The organism is Mediterraneibacter torques (genome assembly GCF_044591705.1).
GTDB classification, from domain to species: Bacteria; Bacillota; Clostridia; order Lachnospirales; family Lachnospiraceae; genus Mediterraneibacter; species Mediterraneibacter torques.
Genome location: NZ_CP172594.1, coordinates 86,565 through 108,406 on the forward strand (window position 1 = coordinate 86,565; position 21,842 = coordinate 108,406).

A 21,842-nucleotide genomic window follows, 5' to 3' on the forward strand; every position below is an offset into this window, starting at 1 on the left:
TATAAATATTTGCGCGCGATAATGATGCGTGTATGATGATGTGAATTTAATAAGGGGATGCGTATATATGACGACAAAGAAAAGCGTCAAGAAAATGTATTGCAGAATGTTTCAATCAGTTATGAAAGCCGGAATTTCCACTATCCCGTGGCGGACGCCGAAATTGATGAAGGGAGCGGGAGCGGTCCGCCACCTTCCTGCGGCGATCAAACGGAGAGGGTTAAAAAAGGCGCTTATCGTTACAGGTCCTACTCTGATCGGGCGAGGGCTTCTTGACGGAGTGCTTGAAGAGATGGAAGAACAGGGACTTTTGTATGTCATCTACAATAAGGTAGAACAAAATCCTACCGATGAAAATGTGGAAGATGCGGTGAAAGTGTTTCTGGAAAATGGGTGTGACTGTATGCTTGCGCTGGGCGGAGGAGCGCCTCTTGACTGTGCGAAAGCGGTTGGAGCGCGTATCGCAAGACCGAACAGACAGATAAGGCAGCTGCAGGGGTTGTTTCGGGTTGTCAAGCAGATTCCGATGTTGTTTGCGGTTCCTACAACGGCAGGATCCGGCTCGGAAACGACGATATCGGCAGTTATCACGGATACAGCGACGCACCATAAGGCGGCGATCAATGATCTGCGGCTTATGCCAAAGTATGCGGTGCTCGATCCCGAACTGACGCTGGGACTGCCGCCGGACGTTACCGCTATGACGGGGATGGATGCTTTGTGTCATGCGGTGGAAGCGTATACAAATGATAAATATAACAGTGATACAGAGCGGGAATTGTGCAGGAAAGCTGTCAGACTGATCTATGAAAATCTGCTGAAAGTATATGAAAACGGAAGCGATATCGAGGCGAGACAGAAGATGCAGCAGGCGGCGTTTTATGCAGGACGGGCATTTACAAGAGGAGGAGTCGGATATGTTCATGCGATCGGCCATGCGGTCGGCGGATTGTATGGAACGCCTCATGGACTGGCAATGGCGATTTTTCTTCCTTATGTGATGCGGGCATATGGAGACGCGGCATGTAAGAAACTGGCGGAATTAAGTGATGTGTGCAGACTTACGACACCGCAGGAGTCTGACAGTGTGAAGGCGGATGCGTTTATCGGATGGATCGAAGAACTGAAAGTGAAGATGCAGATTCCGCAATATCCGGAGATGATCCGAAAAGCGGATGTGAAGCAGATCGCAAAATGGGCGGAAAAAGAGGCAAATCCGCTTTATCCGACGCCGGAAGTGTGGAACAGACGGGAATTTGAAAGATTTCTCTTAAACGTGTGTGTACAAGGCTCAAGCGAGAAAGACCGGCAGTGTTGTCAGGATAAATAAGAGAGAAAGGATTCTGAAAAGATGATAATCGATACACATGCTCATTATGATGATGAGCAGTTTGATGAGGACCGGGAGGAAATCCTGGGGAAGATGCAGGATGCGGGAATCGGCATGATAATGGATGCAGGTTCTACAATCCTGTCATGGGATAAGATCGTAAAACTGACAGAAGAGTATCCGTTTGTGTACGGGGCGATCGGCGTTCATCCCGACGAAGTCGGAAATCTTGATGAAACTCAGTTTGCAAGGATGGAACGTCTTCTTGATAAAGAAAAGATCAAGGCGGTCGGAGAAATCGGTCTGGATTATTATTGGGATAAGGAAAATCATGATCTTCAAAAAGAATGGTTTATCAGACAGCTCGATCTTGCGCGAAAAAAAGAGAAACCGGTCATTATCCACAGCAGGGAGGCTGCCGCAGATACGATGGAGATTATGAAAGAATATGCGTCGGGACTGCGCGGCGTGATACACTGTTATTCATACTCGGCGGAGATGGCAAAAGAGTATGTGAAAATGGGGTATTATATCGGAATTGGCGGAGTGGTAACTTTTAAGAATGCAAAGAAACTAAAACAGGTCGTTCAGGAGATTCCTTTGGAGTCGATCGTACTGGAAACGGACTGTCCGTACCTTGCGCCTGTTCCATATAGAGGAAAGCGAAACAGTTCGCTTTACCTTCCGTATGTGGCGGAAGAGATCGCGGCCCTAAAAGGCGCAGCAGCAGAAGACGTCGTGTTACAGACGGAGGAAAACGCACGGAAGTTATACGGACTTTAGAGAAAAACGGATTTTAGAGAAAAAGAAAAGGTGCGGGGGAAAAGCCAAAGAATGATAAGCCGCACGGAACTTCTGAAAAAACAGATTTGGGAAGGAAACGTATGAAAGAACCAACGCTTGGCAATCCGCAGAATACGATTGCGGTGCTTCAAAAATATAATTTTATTTTTCAAAAGAAATTCGGACAGAATTTTTTGATCGATACACATGTTTTAGATAAGATCATCCGTGCGGCGGAGATCGGGAAAGACGATCTCGTACTTGAGATCGGTCCGGGAATAGGAACGATGACCCAGTATTTGTCATGTGCGGCAGGAAAAGTAATCGCAGTAGAGATCGACAGAGCTTTGATCCCGATTTTGGAAGATACGCTTGACGGCTATGACAATGTACGTGTGATCAACGAAGACGTGCTCAAAGTTGATATCAGAAAGTTGGTAGAAGAAGAGAATGAGGGCAGACCGATCAAAGTTGTTGCAAATCTGCCCTATTATATTACTACGCCGATCATTATGGGGTTGTTTGAAAATCATGTTCCGATAAAAAGTATTACGGTCATGGTACAGAAAGAAGTGGCGGATCGGATGCAGGTCGGGCCGGGAACAAAAGACTACGGCGCATTGTCTCTTGCGGTGCAGTATTATGCCAAACCGTATATTGTGGCAAATGTTCCGCCCAACTGTTTTATGCCCAGACCGAAAGTAGGGTCGGCGGTGATACGTTTAGAAAGGCACGAACATCCGCCTGTCGAAGTGCGGGATGAAAAGCTGATGTTTCGGGTAATCCGCGCATCTTTTAATCAGCGGAGAAAAACATTGGCGAACGGCTTGAAAAACTCCCCTGAGATTGATTTTTCAAAAGAGGAGATTGAAGGGGCGATAGAAAAACTTGGAAAAGGGGCGAGCGTGAGAGGCGAAGCTTTGACGCTTGCGGAGTTTGCACAGCTTGCGAATCATTTTTGTGATCTGAGAGAAAAATGATTACGTGCTGAATAAAACAGTTCAGCTTGCGCCATTCGGAAAACCGCACTGCGTGCTTATCGTGGCTGCCGCCACAGTTTTCCTCATAACCGGACGCTCACCTCATCCAGATGCCCGCTCATAAAAACATGCAAGCATGTTTTATACTTCGCGGACATCTGGATGGCTGAACTGTCTATTCATAAATATTTAATAGACAGTTTATTGTATAATTTCTTTATTTTTAGTATAATAAACAAATATACCAAAATAAAAAGGAGGAAGTTGTATGGCAAAAAATATAGACAGCATATTTTTTGATATTACTCCGAAGATTGAAGAACTTGCTCTTAAGTGCGAGCAGAATAATGCGATCGAGAAGGAATTATACACGAAGTATGAAGTGAAAAGAGGTCTCCGCGACCTGAATGGAAAGGGCGTGCTTGCCGGACTTACGAACATTTCCGATGTGTGCGCATCAAAAATCGTAGACGGAAAGTCTGTACCGTGTGAGGGGAATCTGTATTACAGAGGTTATAATATCAAAGATCTTGTCAGAGGATTCCTCGAGGCGGATCACCCGGGATTTGAGGAGACGGCGTACTTGCTTCTGTTCGGCGAACTTCCGAATAAAGCACAGTTGGAAGAGTTTCAGAATATGATCGCAGAGCGCCGTATGCTTCCTCCGAACTTCGTGCGTGACGTCATCATGAAAGCGCCGAGCCGCGATATGATGAACAGCATTACGAGAAGTATCCTGCAGCTTTATTCTTATGACGAGAAAGCGGATGATACGAGTATTCCGAACGTTCTCCGTCAGTGTCTGAACCTCATCAGTCAGTTTCCGATGCTGATGGTATACGGATATCATGCGTATAATTACCGCAGAGGAGAGGATCTCTATATCTATGCGCCGAAAGCGGAACTGTCCACAGCGGAAAATATTTTGATGATGCTCCGCGAGGATCGTAAATATACAAAACTTGAGGCAGAGATCCTGGATATGGCTCTTGTGCTTCACATGGATCACGGCGGCGGAAACAACTCGACTTTTACGACTCACGTTGTTACGTCATCGGGAACGGATACATATTCTACGATCGCGGCTGCGATGGCATCTTTGAAAGGACCGAAGCACGGCGGCGCGAACATCAAAGTGACTCAGATGTTCGAGGATATGAAGTCTGTTTTGACAGACTGGGAAGACGAAGATCAGATCCGGGCATATCTGGAAGCGCTTCTTGATAAAAAAGCGTTCGACAGGAAAGGATTGATCTACGGTATGGGACATGCCGTTTATTCGATCTCCGATCCGCGAGCGGATATATTCAAAGGGTTTGTGAAAAAGCTTGCGAAGGAAAAAGGCCATGAGGCAGAATACGGTCTTTATGAAAAAGTAGAGCACCTTGCGCCTGAGATCATCGGAGAAAAGAGAAAGATGTATAAGGGCGTTAATGCAAACGTCGATTTTTACAGCGGACTTGTCTACAGTATGCTCGATCTTCCGCCGGCATTGTACACACCGATTTTTGCGGCGGCGCGTATTGTAGGATGGAGCGCGCACAGGTTGGAAGAGCTTAAAAATGTGGATAAGATCATACGTCCTGCGTATAAGCCGCTCGCACCATACCGCGATTATATAAAATTAGATGACAGGTAAGGAAGCATCAGTGACATGAGAGACGAGTTCTATTTCCCATCAAAAGACGGTAATACAGAGATTCATACGATAGAATGGAAACCGGAGGGCGAGGTAAAAGCGGTATTGCAGATCTGCCACGGAATGGTGGAGTATATCAAGCGATATGATGAATTTGCCGAATTTTTATGCGGCAAGGGTTTCTATGTCGTAGGGAATGATCACCTTGGACACGGGAAGTCGGTACAGGCGAAATCAGAATATGGTTTTTTCAGTGAAAAATACGGAAATGCATGCGTTATAGGCGATATTCATACACTTCGGCAGAGGACGATGAAGAAATATCCGAACGTTCCGTATTTTATGCTCGGACACAGTATGGGGTCTTCGCTTTTGCGTCAGTATATTCAGATGTACGGCAAGGGATTGAGCGGGGCGATCATTATGGGCGCGGTTGCCGATCATAAAAAGGCGACGCTTGTGTTCGGGAAGCGCTTATGCAGGCTGATGGCGGCTGTGCGCGGCTGGCATTACAGAAGTCATTTTGTGGATCATTTAGTTGTGGGAAATTTTAATCGAAAATTCAAACCGGCGAGGACAAGAGCCGACTGGGTCACAAGTGACAGAGAACATTTGGACGCTTATGTATCCGACCCGCTCTGCTCATTTGTTTTCACGGTAAATGCATATTACAGCATGTTTTCGGGAATGATCAGCATGCAGAGAAAAGAGGGCGTCTATATGATTCCGAAGAATCTGCCGATTTTGTTTGCGGCAGGTTCGGAAGATCCGGTGGGAAACTTCGGAAAAGGCGTTCGTAAAATATATGAAAAATACAGGGCGGCAGGGATAAGAGACGTATCTTTGCAGCTCTATACCGGCGACCGTCACGAGATTTTAAACGAATCAGACCGGGAACAGGTATATGACGATTTATTTGAGTGGCTTGCAGGACATATGGAAAATAAAGTGTTATAATAGAACTGTTATTGCCGCGAAAGCGTCGGTGAAATTTGATTGAAGGAGTTATCTGATATGGAATTGACAACGATTCGGGAATTATTTAAAGACAGAGAATCATATCTTGGCAAAAAAGTAACGATAGGAGGCTGGGTTCGCAGTCTCAGAGATTCAAAGACATTTGGTTTCATTGTAGTAAATGACGGTTCTTATTTTGAGCCGCTTCAGATTGTATATCATGATGAGATGGAGAACTTTGCGGAAGTTTCTAAACTGAACGTCGGAGCTGCGATTATTGTGAAAGGAACGCTTGTCGCTACTCCGCAGGCAAAACAGCCGTTTGAGATTCAGGCGGATGAAGTGCAGATCGAGGGAGCGTCGGCTTCGGATTATCCGCTGCAGAAGAAACGTCATACGTTTGAGTATTTGAGAACGATTTCTCATCTGCGTCCGAGAACGAATACATTTCAGGCTGTATTCCGTGTGCGTTCTCTGGCAGCGTATGCGATTCATAAGTTCTTTCAGGAGAGAGGGTTTGTGTATGTACATACGCCGCTGATCACAGGAAGCGACTGTGAAGGCGCGGGCGAGATGTTTCGTGTTACGACTCTTGATATGGATCAGATCCCGAAGAATGAGGATGGTACAGTAGATTATACAAAAGATTTCTTCGGAAAAGAGACGAGCCTTACGGTAAGCGGTCAGTTGAACGGAGAGACATATGCGCAGGCGTTTAGAAGTATTTATACATTCGGCCCGACATTCCGCGCGGAGAATTCAAACACAACCCGTCATGCGGCAGAGTTTTGGATGATCGAACCGGAGATTGCGTTTGCAGATCTTGAAGACGACATGGATCTGGCAGAGTCTATGCTGAAATATGTCATCAATTATGTTCTTGAAAACGCGCCGGAAGAGATGAATTTCTTTAATTCTTTCGTTGATAAAGGACTTCTGGAGAGACTGAATAATGTTGCGAATTCTGATTTCGCCCGTGTTACTTACACAGAGGCGATCGAGATACTGGAGAAGAACAACGATAAGTTTGAGTATAAGGTTTCCTGGGGATGTGATCTTCAGACAGAGCATGAACGTTATTTGACAGAGCAGGTGTATAAGCGTCCTGTATTTGTTACAGATTACCCGAAAGAAATCAAAGCGTTTTACATGAAACAAAATGATGACGGCAAGACGGTTGCGGCAGTTGATTGTCTTGTTCCGGGTATCGGGGAAATCATCGGAGGAAGTCAGAGAGAAGACGACTATGAGAAACTCCTGGCCCGCATGAACGAGCTTGGTCTTGATGAAAAAGATTATGGCTTTTATCTTGATCTTAGAAAATACGGTTCTACGCGTCATGCAGGTTTCGGATTAGGATTTGAAAGATGCGTGATGTATTTGACGGGAATGTCGAATATCCGTGATGTGATTCCGTTCCCGAGAACAGTAAATAACTGTGAACTGTAATTGCGTTTTGCGGTGTAAGACGTAAAAAAATACATCGAAATAAATATAGAATAAAATTATAAAGTATATCATGAGGGCGCGACAGTTGTGTGGCGTCCTTTTATTGCAATAGCGGCGAGCGAAAGTCCGGGCCTGCCCGGGTTCGTGGCAGCCGGCAGAAAACAGCATTGTTGAAAGGGGAGCGGGCGTGAAATTTATTCATATAGCAGACGTACATCTCGGAGCGCAGCCGGAGGCGGCTGTATATAGTCAAAGCAGAGGAAGAGAATTGTGGGAGTCATTTGAGAAAATACTTGGGGTATGTGAAGATGAGAGAACCGACCTTCTTCTTATTGCCGGAGATCTTTTCCACAGGCAGCCTCTTGTAAGAGAGCTAAAAGAGGTCAATTATCTTTTTTCAGAACTGACAGCTACTAAAGTTGTGCTCATAGCGGGCAATCATGATCATCTGCAGAAGGATTCTAATTATCGTTCATTTGAGTGGAATGATAATGTATATCCTTTGTTCGGGAAGAAATTGGAATATGTCGATTTTCCGGAATTGGAAACAGCGGTGTATGGACTCAGTTACTATGAACGGGAAATTTGTCAGCCGCTTTATGACGATGTGGCTGCAGCAGGCATTGAAAAGAATGAAATTCTGTTGGCTCACGGAGGTGATGACAGGCATATTCCGTTTGATAAAAAGAAGCTGAGTCGTTCCGGATTTTCATATATCGCCCTGGGACATATTCATAAACCGCAGGCTTTGCAAAAAGATAAGATGATTTATGCGGGAGCGCTTGAACCGATCGACCAAAACGACGTCGGGCAGCATGGATATGTAAAAGGGGAGCTCAAAGACGGAAAAGCGGCGATTCAGTGGATACCGTTTGCGGGGAGAGAGTATATCCACAGTTCTGTCGAAGTAGAAAGAAGCGATACGGAAGGAAGTATAAGAAAAAGGGTAAAGCGACTTATAAATGAGTATGGAAATGAAAATATTTACAAAATTACTCTTGCGGGAAAAAGAGATCCCGATATTGCCTTTGAAGTGAATCATTTGGCGGAGGAAGGATGCGTGTTGGAGATTTTGGACGAGACAATTCCGGCATATGATTTTGAAAAGCTTTATGCAGAGAACAAGGAGACTCTTCTTGGCAGATATATCGAGAAATTTGCAGGTTGTGAAGAGGGAAGTGTTGAGTATTGTGCGCTTTGTGAAGGCGTGGAAGCGCTTTTGACGGGAAACAGGGGATAGAGAAAATGGTAATCAGAGAACTTTATGTTAAAAATTTCGGAAAATTGTCGGAGAAACATTTTTATTTTAGGGATGGAGTACAGGTCATCAGCGGAGAAAATGAGTTTGGAAAGACGACGCTTCATGCGTTTGTGAAAGCGATGCTGTTTGGTTTGGAGCGGGGAAGAGGAAGAGCGGCGGCGAAAGATGATTTTACAAAGTATGAGCCGCGCAGCGGCGGCAGGTATGCCGGTGTCATGCGGTTTGACTGCGGAGGGAGACATTTTCGTCTTGAACGTACATTCGGAACAGGGGTTAAAAATTCTAAGTCGGCGGCTCTGATCTGTGAGGATGACGGAGAAGAATTGTCGGTGGAGCATGGGGATTTGGAAATGCTTCTGGGCGGATTGACTGCGGAGTTGTTTGACAGTACGGTTTCGGTCGGACAGTTGAAAAGCAGACCGGGGGAGGCTTTGTCCGATGCGCTGGAAAATTATGCGGCGAATTATTATGAGACGGGGGGAACAGAACTTGATCTAAGCGGCGCAGTGCAGATATTGAGAGAAAAAAGAAAAAAGACAGATCGGTTCATCCGGGAAGAAGCGGATAAAGAAGAACGGAAAATACAGAAAATGCTTCAGGAATGCGAGTATTTGGAGCAGGATATGGATGAGATCCAAAGAGAGTATGAAGAGAGAAAACAAGAATGGGAGCTGCTTGAGAAAACGATAAAAAATCAGGAAAAAGAAAAAGAGTCTGATTTTAATAAGAGATCTGATGAAGGGACGAAGGAGAGCAGAAGTAAATATTTTATTGCGGCAGGGCTTGGAGGTCTTTTTACCGGCGCGGCAGGACTTTTATGGAGCAGATTTATGGCGGAACAGTCGGCAGTGCCTTCCGCACCGTTTGCATGGATCGGCGTTTTTGCTTTTGTGATCGGCGTGTGCGCTCTTGCGGCAGGAGGTTATGAAGCGGGAAAAAAATCAGGAAAGCGAAAAAAAGAGGACGCCCGTGATGTGCCTTATAATAATTCCGATAAAGACGACGAGAGAAAGAAGAAACAAAAACAGCAGCTGGAGTGGCAGATGGAGCATCTGCGTTTGGAATGGAAGGAAAAAGAGCTGCGTTGTCAAAATGTGCGGGAGCAATGTGGAGATGTGAAAGAAAGCGACGCCGGAAAAAGGCTGAGAGAGCAAAGAGAGGCGCTTGTAATGGCAGAAGAGATTCTTGTGCGGACTGCAAAGGAAACGTCTGATGTGATTTCGCATAAGATAAACGCCCGGGCTTCAGAAATTTTTTCGGAAATCACAGACGGAAAATATCGAAGTGTAAATATACAAAAAGGCGCGGGAATTTCGGCATGGAACGGTATGGATCGCATATCTGTGGACCGGTTGAGCGAAGGAACGTTGGAACAGATTTATTTTTCAATAAGAATGGCAGCGTCGGAAATGCTTTTGGAAGAACCGATGCCGGTTATTTTAGATGATGCGTTTGCGTTTTATGACGATAAAAGGCTTGAATCTGTCATAAAATGGTTGAGCCGGCAGAAAAAGCAGGTTATAATATTAAGTTGTCACAGCAGGGAAGCCAAATTGCTGGAACATTTAGTCTAAATGATAACTAGATCAGATGATCATAAATGAGTGTAAAGAGATAAAAAGGTTATTTCAGAGGTGGAATTTTCATGAAGATAGCATTACCGCGAAAAGTGATGATGATTATAAAAAATTTGCAGCTTCACGGCTATGAAGCGTATGCTGTGGGAGGCTGCGTGCGCGATTCGATCCTTGCGCGCAGACCGAAGGACTGGGATATTACAACTTCCGCGCGCCCGGAGGAAGTGAAGAAGCTTTTCAGGCGGACAGTGGATACGGGGATTGAACATGGAACGGTTACCGTGCTGCTTGGAAGAGACGGTTATGAAGTTACGACATACAGAATAGACGGGGCGTATGAAGACAGCCGCCATCCGAAAGAGGTTTTGTTTACAAACCGATTAGAGGAAGATCTGCGCCGCAGAGATTTTACGATCAATGCAATGGCATATAATGATGAAGTGCGCCTTGTAGATGTGTTCGGAGGAATGCAGGATTTAAACCATCATTTGATCCGGTGTGTGGGAGATCCGAGAGAACGTTTTTCAGAAGATGCTCTTCGCATTTTGCGGGCGGTGCGTTTTTCCGCTCAGCTTAATTTCCCGATAGAAGAGGAAACGGCTGAGGCGGTCAGGGAACTTGCCCCTACACTGGAAAATATCAGTGCAGAGCGCATTCAGGCAGAGCTTGTAAAGCTTCTTGTGTCGGCTCATCCGGAACGGATACAAGATGCGTATGAACTTGGGATCACGAGGATCATTCTGCCGGAGTGGGATGCTATGGCGGGAGTGGAGCAGAATACTCCCCATCATAAATATGATGTGGCACAGCACACGCTCCATGCATTAAAGTATGTAAAGCGTGATAAGATACTGCGTCTTACGATGCTGTTTCATGATATGGGAAAACCGGCGAGAAAAACAACGGATGAAAACGGAAGAGATCATTTTAAAGGACATGCGCTGGTGAGCGAAGTGATCGCCAGGGACGTGATGCAGCGTTTAAAATTTGATAATGACACGATCAAAAAAGTGACGCGTCTCGTATGTTTTCATGATTACCGCACAGAGGCGACGCCGGCAAACGTGCGCCGAGCAATGAATCGGATCGGCGTTGATCTGTTTCCGTATTATCTGGCAGTGCGCATGGCAGATGCGAAAGCGCAAAGTTCTTACAGAAGGCGGGAAAAGATTGAGAATATAGTGGCGATGAGAAAGTTCTATCAGGAAGCGATCATAAAGGATGAATGCGTTACTCTCAGGCAGCTCGCTGTAAGCGGACGGGATCTGATGAATCTTGGCATGAGACCCGGCGTAGAGATAGGAAGGATGTTAAGCGAGCTTTTGGAGTATGTGATAGATAATCCGGAAAAAAATGATAAGAAAATATTATGCAACTATGTAAAGAAAAAAATATCTCAAAGGAATAAAACTGTCTAATCGGAAAAAGAAAAGGAAGGTTATAATTGCCCTCTGCCGTTCATACATTAGAGAGAGCTATAATGTAGAAAACAGGGGGCAGTTATGAGAGAAGAATATGAACTGGAAGTTTTGGAAAAGTATGATATAGAAGTGAAAAGCACCCGGCGGATAAGGGGTGCGTTTTTTTGTATAGGCAGCGAGCTAAAGTCCGGGCGTGTCGGAGACTTTGGCGACTGCTTGCAATCCCGTAGTGTTCCTTTTGGCGCGGCGGGCGATTACGATACGAAAGAAAGGCCGATGCTGCTCAAAGAGACAAAACTGTCAGAGCGGCGCGCCCTTTTTTTATATGACGCTCTAAGTGAAATAGAAAGATGTGGAAATGTAAAAGTTGACACACCTGTCTTTACGAAAGAAGGCGAACTTCGAGCCGCTTCCCGGGAAGGAGCTTTTTATATGCTGAAAAAATGGTATCAGGGAAGAGAGTGCGACGTTCGTCAGGAACAGGACGTTGTACGGGCGGCGGCAAAACTTGCCGTTTTGCATAAAGATATGGAAAAACTGGCTGTAAAAATCCGGCCCGGAGCGGATGCACAGGGAAAAAATCCGGTGGAAGAGGTGCGAAGATATAACAGGGAATTAAAAAAGATCCGTTCATTTATTCGTTCCAGACCTGTTAAAAATGATTTTGAAATTTTGTTTTTGGAAAATTTTGAAAAAATGTACCGTACGGCGGACGATATTCTCGCCAGGATGGAAACTTCCGGCTGCAGAAAGCTTTTTGAAGAGAGCGTATCAAAAGGGAGCGTCGTACACGGAGATTATAATTATCATAATCTGATCATGCTCAGAGACGATATTGCCGTAACTGATTTTGAACATATGCATACGGATATACAGATAAAAGATTTCTGTTATTTTTTAAGAAAAGCAATGGAAAAAAATCAATGGAAACAAAAAACAGGACAAAAAATATTGGAAGCATATGAAGAAGTACGTCCTTTGTCGGAAAGGGAGAAAGAGTTTGCGGCGCTGAGTCTTGCATATCCCGGAAAGTTTAAAAAGATCGCGGGCAGCTATTACCGGTCGAATAAGGCGCACCTCTCGGAAAAGAATGTAGAAAAGCTACAGATATGCATCCGTCAGACAGAAGAGAAATATGAGTTCCTTAGTCGGATATTTCCTTTGAATTTATAAATAATTGTTGTATAATAAAACATATCGGGCATATAGGGGCGGATATAAAATTTATATTAGTTTAGGAGGTAGAAATATGGACTACAAGGCGAGGTATGAAGAATGGATTTCTAATTCATACTTTGATGAAGATACGAGAGCGGAGCTTGAAAGTATCAAAGAGGATGAAAATGAAATAAAGGAACGATTTTACATGGATCTGGAGTTCGGTACTGCAGGACTGAGAGGCATCATCGGCGCGGGAACAAACCGTATGAATATTTATACAGTACGCAAAGCTACACAGGGACTGGCAAACTATATCATGAAAAACGACGGTCAGGGAAAAGGCGTTGCGATTGCGTATGATTCCCGTCATATGTCCACGGAATTTGCCAAAGAGGCTGCATGTTGTCTGGCTGCAAACGGGATCAAAGCATATATATTTGAATCGCTGCGCCCGACGCCGGAGTTATCTTATGCGGTGAGAAAACTCGGATGTATCGCAGGCATCAATATTACGGCAAGCCATAATCCGCCGGAGTATAACGGCTATAAAGTATACTGGGAAGACGGCGCGCAGATCACGCCTCCGCACGATAAAGGAATTATGGACGAAGTGAAGGCTGTGGAAGATTACACAACAATGAAGACGATGACGGAAGAGGATGCGAAAGCGGCCGGACTTTACGAAGTGATCGGCGCGGAAGTTGACGATGCTTATATTGCGGAACTGAAAAAGCAGGTGCTTCATAAAGATGCGATCGAAGCAGCGGGCAAAGATCTTAAGATCGTGTATACGCCGCTTCACGGAACGGGAAACATTCCGGCTCGCCGTATTTTGAAAGAGCTTGGTTTTGAGAACGTATATGTCGTAAAAGAACAGGAACTGCCGGACGGAGACTTCCCGACAGTTTCCTATCCGAACCCGGAAGCCGAAGAGGCGTTTGAACTCGGATTAAAACTGGCGAAAGAGATCGATGCGGATATCGTTCTTGCGACAGATCCGGATGCGGACAGGCTCGGCGTGCGTGTGAAAGATAAAGACGGAGTATATCATGATCTGACCGGAAATATGTCGGGATGCCTTCTTGCGGATTACGAGATCGGACAGAGAAAAGAATTAAAAGGTCTGCCTGAAGACGGATATCTTATCAAGACGATCGTGACTTCCAATATGGCGGATGCGATCGCAGAGCATTATAATGTCGGATTGATCGAGTGTCTGACAGGATTTAAGTATATCGGACAGCAGATTCTCGGATTCGAGACAAAAGGAAAAGGAGAGTATCTGTTTGGATTTGAGGAAAGTTACGGATGTCTGATCGGAACACATGCAAGAGATAAAGATGCGATCGTCGCTACGATGGCTCTGTGTGAAGCTGCCGCATATTACCGCACAAAAGGGATGACGTTGTGGGATGCGATGATCGAGATGTATGAGCGTTACGGATATTACAAAGACGACATCCAGTCTATCACAATGAAAGGAATCGAAGGACTCGAGAAGATTCGTCAGATCCTTGCCACATTAAGAAGCGAGCCTCCGAAAGAAATCGCAGGATATAAAGTACTTAAAGTGAGAGATTATCAGGCGGATACGATTCGGGATATGGAGACCGGAGAAGTTACGGCTACAGGACTTCCGAATTCAAATGTACTTTACTATGAGCTGCCTGACGGAGCGTGGGTATGCGTAAGACCTTCGGGAACAGAGCCAAAAGTGAAATTCTACTACGGCGTGAAAGGTACTTCTCTGACAGATGCGGATGTAAAATCCGACGAAATGGGAAAAGCCATAATGGAAATGGTGAAAAATCTTGACAAAGCTGTGTAAACCCGATATAACAATATTTAAAGGTGGAAATCCGTGTGCGTTCGGAATCTTCCCCTTTAAAATGAATAACATGTATTGTGGTACAATTAAGAGGAGGATTTACCTATGAACAAGACAGAATTGATTACAGCAATCGCAGAGAGCGCTGACATTTCAAAAAAAGATTCTGAAAAAGCGCTGAAAGCTTTTGTTGATGTTGTTACCGAAGAACTTAAAAAAGGCGAGAAGGTTCAGCTTGTAGGCTTTGGTACATTTGAAGTGAGTGAAAGAGCTGCAAGAGAGGGAAGAAACCCGCAGACAGGAAAGACAATGAAGATCGAGGCTTGCAAAGCTCCGAAATTTAAAGCAGGAAAAGCTCTTAAAGACGCTATCAATTAATCAATTCGTTTGAACGGGCAGATAAAAAGGCACTTACGGGTATCATCGTAAGTGCCTTGTTGCTTCTGTTTTTACTGAAAACAGAGGCGGATCCGGACATTATTGAAGGAGAGAAAAATGCGGCTTGATAAATTTTTAAAAGTATCCCGCCTTATTAAGAGGCGGACTGTAGCAAATGAAGCATGTGATGCAGGGCGCGTTTCCGTCAACGGAAAACCGGCAAAAGCATCTGTGCAGGTAAAACCGGGCGATGTGATAGAGATCCATTTCGGAACAAGAGAAGTGAAAGCGGAAGTGCTGAAGCTGGAAGATACGACGAAGAAGGAAAAAGCAGAGGAATTGTTCCGGTATTTGTAGAGAAAGAGAAAAGAAAAGCATAAATGAAAACAACCTCTCATATATATAACCATGCTGTAAAAAGTTCGGAGGCGGGAGGGAGTTTTCATGGAAGAACAGCGTATTGCGAAGGCGCATAAATTAGTTGTAAATAACAGAAAGACGAGTACGGTGACAGGGGTGCTTGACGTACTGTCTTTTGATCTAAACGAGATACTTCTTGAAACAGAGCAGGGGATGCTCATGGTGAAAGGCACGGATCTTCATGTCAACAGACTGACCGTGGAAAAAGGCGAGGTAGATCTGTCGGGCAATATTGACAGTATTGCTTATTCAAGCGTAACGCCGCAGGCGAAACAGGGGGACAGCTTTCTGACGAAGCTGTTTAAGTAGGATATGATACCCGGGATCGGAGCAGAAGCCGGAATCTTTCTGTATGCGGCGCTGGCGGGAGTCGAAGCGGCGGCAGCTTATCATGTACTTGTTTGTTTTCGGAAGCTTGTTCCTCACAGCGGCTGGGCGGTCAGTCTGGAGGATTTTATTTACTGGCTTGCTGCGAGCATCTATATTTTTCGGAAAATGTATGACACAACATACGGGAGCATCCGCTGGTTTTTTGTGTTTGGGATGCTGTGCGGAGCGGCGGCAGGGCATGCGGGGATCAGAAAGATTGTGAAACTATGTGCCGAAAGATGCGGAAAAAAGGAAAAAACGGAAAAATCGTGCAGAAAAGCAAGGAAAGAAAATAGAAAATAAGTCTTGAAATGAGTCAGAAAAGAAGATACAATATTACTTAACACTGGGGAGTGTAAAGAAAGATGAACAGGGTGAGATAAATGAACGGCAAGAAGAAAAGAACGGCGGACAGAAGGAATGCCGGACGCAGAAGATCGGCACATCTGCACAGTTATAAGAAAAGCGTTTTGATGATTTGTACGGTTCTTGTGTTTTTATCAGGCGTACTTGCGGTGGGCGCGGTAAAGCTTTATGCAAAGAACAACGCGTATAAGGCTCAGGAAGAGGAACTGGCGGCGCAGATCAAAGAGGAAGAGAAGCGCTCGGAAGAAGTGAAAGAATACGAAAAGTATGTTCAGACAGACGAGTATATAAAAGAGACGGCAGAAGATAAATTAGGACTTGTGAATCCGAATGAGATTATTTTTAAACCGTCGAATAAAAATAAATAAGACGAAAAACAAACAGAGCAAAAAAGCCAGACAGGCATGTACGAAAGATAACTCCGGGGAAGATTTCCCGGAGTTTTTTTATTGACGGCGGCGAGTTGAAGTCCGGGTCTGTTCAAGACATTGACGGCTGTCTGTAATTCCGGAATATGACTCTTGGCATTTTCGGTGATGCCGCTTAAGAAAATACCGTGTTACATTAAGACGGGAAAGTCAGATTGTAAGAAAGGGGATATACAATGAAAGAAGGACAGGCTTTGCAGGGAAGTCCTTATGTAGAACAGATTGAAAAATATGCAAGTTCGCTCAAACAGCTTTCCCATACATTTTTAGAGTTAGAGGCACACAAAGAAGAGTTTTCGGGAGCCGATATTGACGGGATGTTTGACCGGGTGAAAGAAAGGGTCTGCAAAAAATGTGAAAAGAACGCGTGGTGCTGGGGAGAGAACTTTGTTCATACGTACCAGATGGGATATGACGTGCTCTCGGCGGTCGATCATTATGGAAATGAATTAAACGTAGAGACAAAGAGAAAACTGATGCAAAGATGCGAGAAAGCTCCGAGATTTTTGCGGGAGATGCTGGAAGGTTTCAGGGATGCGAGACAAACGATCATATGGACAAACCGTCTGGCGCGAAGCAGGGAAGGGTGTGCGTTTCAGATGGATCTTTTTGCCGATATTATGAAACAGACAGTGCGGGAATTGGAAAAAAGTATTTTTACGGATGAGCGCATGGAAAAGAGGATAGCAGGGGCGCTTAGAAAATGTGGAATGCGAGTTTTGTATACATATTTGTTCTTAAATGGCGAAGGAAAGTTTGAAGTACATGTGACAGTACGAAGTACAGGCAAAGAGAAAGGGACGGCAAAAGAAGTCGTTCAGGCCGTATCAGAAGCAGCGGGAAGACGTTTTGTCCTTGCACATGGAAGTCCGCAGGTAGTCGGATTCCGTTATATGACGATCGTATGCAGAGAGGGACCGTCGTACTATACGCTGTCAGGTACTGCCAAGATCGGGAAAGGATGTGCGAAAATATCGGGAGATAATTTTACACTCATGGAACTGCCGGGAGGAAAGAAGGCGGCGGCTCTTTCTGACGGGATGGGCGCAGGTGAGACGGCATGTAAGGAGAGCACGCTTGTGATCGAGCTTTTGGAAGAATTGCTTGCCGCGGGATTCCCGGAAAAAGCCGCCGTTCAGATGATCAATACAACGCTGGCGACAGGGCGGGAGGAGATTCATTATTCGACTGTGGATCTCAGTGTGTTTGATCTGTATTCGGGAGAATGCGAGATCGTAAAAGCAGGAGCTTCCTCGACATTTATTAAGAAAAAAGACTGTGTGGAGCATCTAAGTTCTACGAGTCTGCCGATCGGGGTTGTCCATCATATAGAGATTGATTCTGTCAGGAGAAAACTTGAGGACGGAGACTTTGTGATCATGGTTACGGACGGGATTCTTGACGCCCTTCCGGTAGGAGAGCAGGATATATTGCTTGAAACGATCATTCAGGGAAGCGCTATAGTCAATCCGAAAGAAATGGCGCATCATATCCTGGAACAGGTCCTGGCGTGGACAGGCAGAGAGCCTGCCGATGATATGACGGTGATCGTTGTGGGAATGTGGGAAATATGTGACAGGAATACTTTACAGGCGCGGATGGATTCGGTATAGTATGCGTATAGTGAAAAGCTGTGTATTGCGCGGCGCTTCATACATAAAAACACGGATTTGGTATAGTATACTTATGATGGAAAAAGCAGGAAGAGAAACAGAAAAATTAATAGAGGAATTGATCGTACAATTTCATATGATCGAACATGGAGATGTTGTGATAGCAGGCGTATCGGGCGGAGCGGATTCGGTATGCCTGCTTTTGACGCTCTGCAGTTTGCGGGAAAAGTTCGGTTTCGAGGTAAAAGTGTGCCATGTGAACCACTGCCTGCGCGGAGCGGCTGCGGATGCGGACGAGGAGTATGTAAAGAAGCTTTGCGGCGAACTTGGAGTGGAGTGTCGTGTTTTCCGAAAAGAAGTGGAATTAATCGCTGAAAAACGGAAACAATCTTGTGAGGAAGCGGGAAGGGAAGTACGAAGAGAAGCATTTGAACAAATGTGTGCCGAAAACGGAGGAACGAAGATCGCAACCGCGCATCACAGAGACGATCAGGCGGAGACGGTTCTGCTTAATATAGCAAGAGGAACAGGAATACGCGGCCTTTGCGGGATCGTGCCTGTCAGGGACAACCGGATCAGACCGCTTCTTTCACTTACAAGAGACAGAATCGAGTCTTATCTGCGGGAGAGAGGAATCGTCTGGCGCGTCGACGCAACGAATGAGGAGGACGATTATACACGCAACCGGATCCGGCATAAAGTGCTGCCGGTATTGGAAAACGAAGTAAACGATCAGACGGTGAAACATCTGGAATCGTTATCCCGTCAGGCGGAAGAAATATGTGAATATCTCGATTACAGCGTGCGGCAGTTGTGGAAAACCTGCGTCAGCGTGAGAAAAAAGGACCAAGAACAGAAGGAATCGCCGATAGAACTTGTCATAGAAAAAGAGAGCTTTTTTCAAAGTTTTCCGGCAGTGAGAAAACTGCTTCTGCAAAAATGTATCGGTAAAGTGCGCGGAGGACAGAAAGATCTGACGTCTGCCCACCTTCAGTCGGTTTCGGAATTGTTTGACCGGCAGGTGGGAAAACAGATCGATCTGCCGGGAGGCGTTGCGGCGAAGAGGACATATGACGGGATAGAGATCATAAGGCAAACACAAAGCAGGGCGGAAACGGGAAAAGCGGCGCCGGAGTCAGACGCCGCCGGAAAGTTGGAACTGCGTTTTGTGGAAAACGGAGACATTTTGCAGGCAGAAGAAATCCCGCAAAAAAGTTACACGAAATGGATTGATTATGATATAATTAAATGCGGTCTTTGCGTACGGACAAGGCAGAGCGGCGATTATCTCGTGATCGATGATCAGGGGAGACGTCAGAAACTGAAAGCATGGTTTATCAACGAGAAGATCCCGAAGGAAGAAAGAGACAGGATGCTTCTTGTCGCAGACGGAAGCCATATTGTGTGGATACCGGGATACAGGATGAGCAGAGCGTACAAAGTGACAGAAAAGACAAAAAATATTGTTGAGATAAAGATTACGGAGGAAGAAAAAGATGGCAGAAACGATCAGAGAGATGATTTCGGAAGAGAAAGTTGACGAGAGGATCAGGGAACTCGGAAGACAGATCAGTGAAGATTACGCAGGAAAACAAATTCATTTGATCTGTGTGTTAAAGGGCGGCGTATTTTTTATGTGTGAGCTGGCTAAGCGGATTACCGTGCCGGTTTCTATGGATTTTATGTGTGTCGGAAGTTACGGAGACGGAACGGCTTCGAGCGGAGTTGTTCGTATAGCGAAAGATCTGGATGAGTCGATCGAGAATAAAGAAGTGCTTATTGTGGAAGATATCATTGATTCCGGGAATACACTGTATTACCTGATCGATGTGCTGAAAAAGAGAAATCCGGCAAGTATGCGCCTGTGTACGCTTTTGGATAAGCCGGACCGCAGAGTGAAAGATGTAAAGGTTGATTACTGCGGATTTGAGATCCCGGATGAATTTGTTGTGGGATATGGGCTTGATTACGCCCAAAAATATAGAAACCTTCCGTATATCGGCGTAGTGGAAGGCGTGGAATAATCAGGAGGATCAGTTTTGGATAATAACAGAAATTACAGAAGTGTGAATGGATTTACGATCATTATATTTATGGTGATCGTTTTTGGCGCGCTCTGGATGGCAAACCGGATGCAGATGCATCGACAGGAGATGACATACACAGAGTTTGTTAAGCAGGTTGAGGCAGAAAATGTAACAGAAGTATATATCGATCAGAATAAGGCAGTTCCGACAGGTACGGTAGTGTTTGCTCTGAAAGATACAGATGAGAACCGTTCGGTCAATGTGTCGAATGTGGAAAAAGTAGAGAAACTGCTTGATAAAAACGAAGTTTTATATCAGGTATCCGCAATTCCGGAAACGTCGATGCTTTCTTCCGTTCTTCTTCCGACCGTGATCACGCTTGGCGGGATCATGCTGCTTTTCTTTCTTATGAACCGTCAGGGAAACGGGGCGAATGCAAAAGCGATGAACTTCGGAAAAAACCGCGCCCGCATGACAAATCATGACGAGATAAAGGTGACGTTTGCAAATGTAGCGGGACTACAGGAAGAGAAAGAAGAACTTGCGGAGATCGTCGATTTTTTGAAAGCGCCGAAAAAATATGTGCAGGTAGGCGCTCGTATTCCGAAAGGCGTTTTGTTGGAAGGACCTCCGGGAACAGGAAAAACACTTCTTGCAAAAGCTGTTGCAGGAGAGGCGGGAGTGCCGTTTTTCAGTATTTCGGGTTCGGATTTTGTGGAAATGTTCGTAGGTGTCGGCGCATCTCGCGTGCGTGACCTTTTTCAGGATGCGAAGAAAAATGCTCCGTGTATTATTTTTATTGATGAGATCGACGCTGTGGCAAGACGAAGAGGCAGCGGACTTGGCGGCGGTCATGATGAAAGAGAGCAGACGTTGAATCAGCTTCTCGTTGAGATGGACGGATTCGGCGTCAACGAGGGAATTATCGTGATGGCTGCGACGAACAGAAAAGATATCCTTGACCCGGCAATATTAAGACCAGGACGTTTCGACAGAAACGTACTTGTAGGCCGGCCGGATGTCGGCGGCAGAGAGGAGATCCTGAAAGTTCATGCGAAAAACAAACCGTTGGCGGAAGATGTGGATCTGAAACAGATCGCTCAGACGACGGCAGGATTTACAGGGGCGGATCTTGAAAACCTGCTGAATGAAGCTGCGATCATAGCTGCAAAGGATAACAGAATGTTTATCCAACAGAAAGATATCCGTCATGCGTTTGTAAAAGTAGGCATCGGAGCGGAGAAAAAGAGCCGCATCGTATCTGAAAAAGAGAGAAAGATTACGGCTTACCACGAGGCGGGACATGCGATTTTGTTCCACGTTCTTCCGGATGTAGGACCTGTATACAGTGTGTCTATCATTCCGACCGGCGGGGCAGGGGGATATACGATGCCTCTTCCGGAGAAAGACGAAATGTTTAATACAAAAGGGCAGATGCTTCAGGAAATTACGGTTTCCTTAGGCGGTCGTGTAGCTGAAGAAGAAATATTTGACGATATTACGACAGGCGCTTCGCAGGATATCAAACAGGCGACTGCGATCGCAAAATCAATGATTACAAAGTTCGGTATGTCCGAACGCCTCGGATTGATCAACTACGACAATGACAGTGACGAAGTGTTTATCGGACGCGACTTCGGGCATACGTCAAGAGGATACGGAGAAAAGATCGCGGGAACGATCGACGAGGAAGTAAAACGTATTATTGACGAATGCTATGCCAAAGCCCGTTCTATTCTTGAAGAATACCATGATGTTCTTGAGGCGTGCGCAAAACTTCTGCTTGAAAAAGAGAAGATCACACGAAGCGAGTTTGAGGCATTGTTTGAGGACGGAGTGTCGGAGGAGGGGTAAT

General features: G+C 45.4%; 20 protein-coding genes. All 20 read left to right on the top strand.

The genetic code is table 11. The annotated features are described in order from the left end of the window. Positions 1–67 precede the first annotated feature (67 nt). The 20 genes from ACH9UM_RS00315 (at position 68) to ftsH (ending at position 21,841) form a co-directional block, all read left to right on the top strand. Positions 68–1,330: an iron-containing alcohol dehydrogenase gene (locus ACH9UM_RS00315; protein WP_129794735.1), complete on the top strand. Its 1,263-nt coding sequence runs from the start codon at positions 68–70 to the stop codon at positions 1,328–1,330. Positions 1,331–1,351: 21 nt separating this feature from the next. Then, on the top strand, positions 1,352–2,113 hold the full coding sequence (locus ACH9UM_RS00320) for a TatD family hydrolase (protein ID WP_009242508.1): 762 nt from the start codon (positions 1,352–1,354) through the stop codon (positions 2,111–2,113). A 101-nt stretch (positions 2,114–2,214) separates the two neighbouring features. After that, complete coding sequence (rsmA, locus tag ACH9UM_RS00325; protein WP_118188610.1) at positions 2,215–3,093, top strand: 16S rRNA (adenine(1518)-N(6)/adenine(1519)-N(6))-dimethyltransferase RsmA; 879 nt, start codon at positions 2,215–2,217, stop codon at positions 3,091–3,093. 268 nt (positions 3,094–3,361) lie between these two features. Beyond that, positions 3,362–4,732 carry a citrate/2-methylcitrate synthase gene (locus ACH9UM_RS00330; protein WP_004846034.1) on the top strand — a complete coding sequence of 457 codons (1,371 nt, stop codon included), beginning with the start codon at positions 3,362–3,364 and terminating at the stop codon, positions 4,730–4,732. 15 nt (positions 4,733–4,747) lie between these two features. After that, complete coding sequence (locus ACH9UM_RS00335; protein ID WP_004846035.1) at positions 4,748–5,689, top strand: alpha/beta fold hydrolase; 942 nt, start codon at positions 4,748–4,750, stop codon at positions 5,687–5,689. A gap of 57 nt (positions 5,690–5,746) precedes the next feature. Beyond that, the gene (gene asnS, locus ACH9UM_RS00340) at positions 5,747–7,138 is read left to right on the top strand and encodes an asparagine--tRNA ligase (RefSeq protein ID WP_004846036.1); all 1,392 of its coding nucleotides are present in this window, start codon (positions 5,747–5,749) and stop codon (positions 7,136–7,138) included. Positions 7,139–7,325: 187 nt separating this feature from the next. Next, complete coding sequence (locus tag ACH9UM_RS00345) at positions 7,326–8,378, top strand: exonuclease SbcCD subunit D (RefSeq protein WP_009320677.1); 1,053 nt, start codon at positions 7,326–7,328, stop codon at positions 8,376–8,378. A gap of 5 nt (positions 8,379–8,383) precedes the next feature. Beyond that, entirely contained in the window at positions 8,384–9,973 is a 1,590-nt protein-coding gene (locus ACH9UM_RS00350) for an ATP-binding protein (RefSeq protein WP_004846038.1), read from the top strand. A 71-nt stretch (positions 9,974–10,044) separates the two neighbouring features. Beyond that, positions 10,045–11,394, top strand: a complete 1,350-nt coding sequence (locus tag ACH9UM_RS00355) for a CCA tRNA nucleotidyltransferase (RefSeq protein ID WP_118188611.1) — start codon at positions 10,045–10,047, stop codon at positions 11,392–11,394. Positions 11,395–11,478: 84 nt separating this feature from the next. After that, the gene (locus ACH9UM_RS00360) at positions 11,479–12,570 is read left to right on the top strand and encodes a CotS family spore coat protein (RefSeq protein WP_004846042.1); all 1,092 of its coding nucleotides are present in this window, start codon (positions 11,479–11,481) and stop codon (positions 12,568–12,570) included. A 76-nt stretch (positions 12,571–12,646) separates the two neighbouring features. Continuing rightward, positions 12,647–14,386, top strand: a complete 1,740-nt coding sequence (locus ACH9UM_RS00365) for a phospho-sugar mutase (RefSeq protein ID WP_004846043.1) — start codon at positions 12,647–12,649, stop codon at positions 14,384–14,386. A 105-nt stretch (positions 14,387–14,491) separates the two neighbouring features. After that, positions 14,492–14,764 carry an HU family DNA-binding protein gene (locus tag ACH9UM_RS00370; protein WP_004846044.1) on the top strand — a complete coding sequence of 91 codons (273 nt, stop codon included), beginning with the start codon at positions 14,492–14,494 and terminating at the stop codon, positions 14,762–14,764. A 117-nt stretch (positions 14,765–14,881) separates the two neighbouring features. After that, positions 14,882–15,121, top strand: a complete 240-nt coding sequence (locus tag ACH9UM_RS00375) for an RNA-binding S4 domain-containing protein (protein ID WP_055158707.1) — start codon at positions 14,882–14,884, stop codon at positions 15,119–15,121. An 87-nt stretch (positions 15,122–15,208) separates the two neighbouring features. Continuing rightward, on the top strand, positions 15,209–15,493 hold the full coding sequence (yabP, locus tag ACH9UM_RS00380) for a sporulation protein YabP (RefSeq protein ID WP_004846047.1): 285 nt from the start codon (positions 15,209–15,211) through the stop codon (positions 15,491–15,493). Positions 15,494–15,496: 3 nt separating this feature from the next. Continuing rightward, complete coding sequence (gene yabQ / locus ACH9UM_RS00385) at positions 15,497–15,856, top strand: spore cortex biosynthesis protein YabQ (protein ID WP_004846048.1); 360 nt, start codon at positions 15,497–15,499, stop codon at positions 15,854–15,856. A gap of 80 nt (positions 15,857–15,936) precedes the next feature. Beyond that, positions 15,937–16,287, top strand: a complete 351-nt coding sequence (locus ACH9UM_RS00390) for a septum formation initiator family protein (protein ID WP_004846049.1) — start codon at positions 15,937–15,939, stop codon at positions 16,285–16,287. A gap of 236 nt (positions 16,288–16,523) precedes the next feature. Beyond that, positions 16,524–17,960 carry a SpoIIE family protein phosphatase gene (locus ACH9UM_RS00395; RefSeq protein WP_004846050.1) on the top strand — a complete coding sequence of 479 codons (1,437 nt, stop codon included), beginning with the start codon at positions 16,524–16,526 and terminating at the stop codon, positions 17,958–17,960. A gap of 73 nt (positions 17,961–18,033) precedes the next feature. Further along, on the top strand, positions 18,034–19,500 hold the full coding sequence (gene tilS, locus ACH9UM_RS00400; protein WP_004846051.1) for a tRNA lysidine(34) synthetase TilS: 1,467 nt from the start codon (positions 18,034–18,036) through the stop codon (positions 19,498–19,500). Then, positions 19,457–19,984, top strand: coding sequence for a hypoxanthine phosphoribosyltransferase (gene hpt, locus ACH9UM_RS00405; protein WP_009320674.1), 528 nt, complete (start codon positions 19,457–19,459; stop codon positions 19,982–19,984). Before tilS ends, hpt begins: the two co-directional genes overlap by 44 nt. A 15-nt stretch (positions 19,985–19,999) precedes the next feature. Continuing rightward, positions 20,000–21,841, top strand: a complete 1,842-nt coding sequence (gene ftsH, locus ACH9UM_RS00410; protein WP_022003086.1) for an ATP-dependent zinc metalloprotease FtsH — start codon at positions 20,000–20,002, stop codon at positions 21,839–21,841. Position 21,842 lies beyond the last annotated feature (1 nt).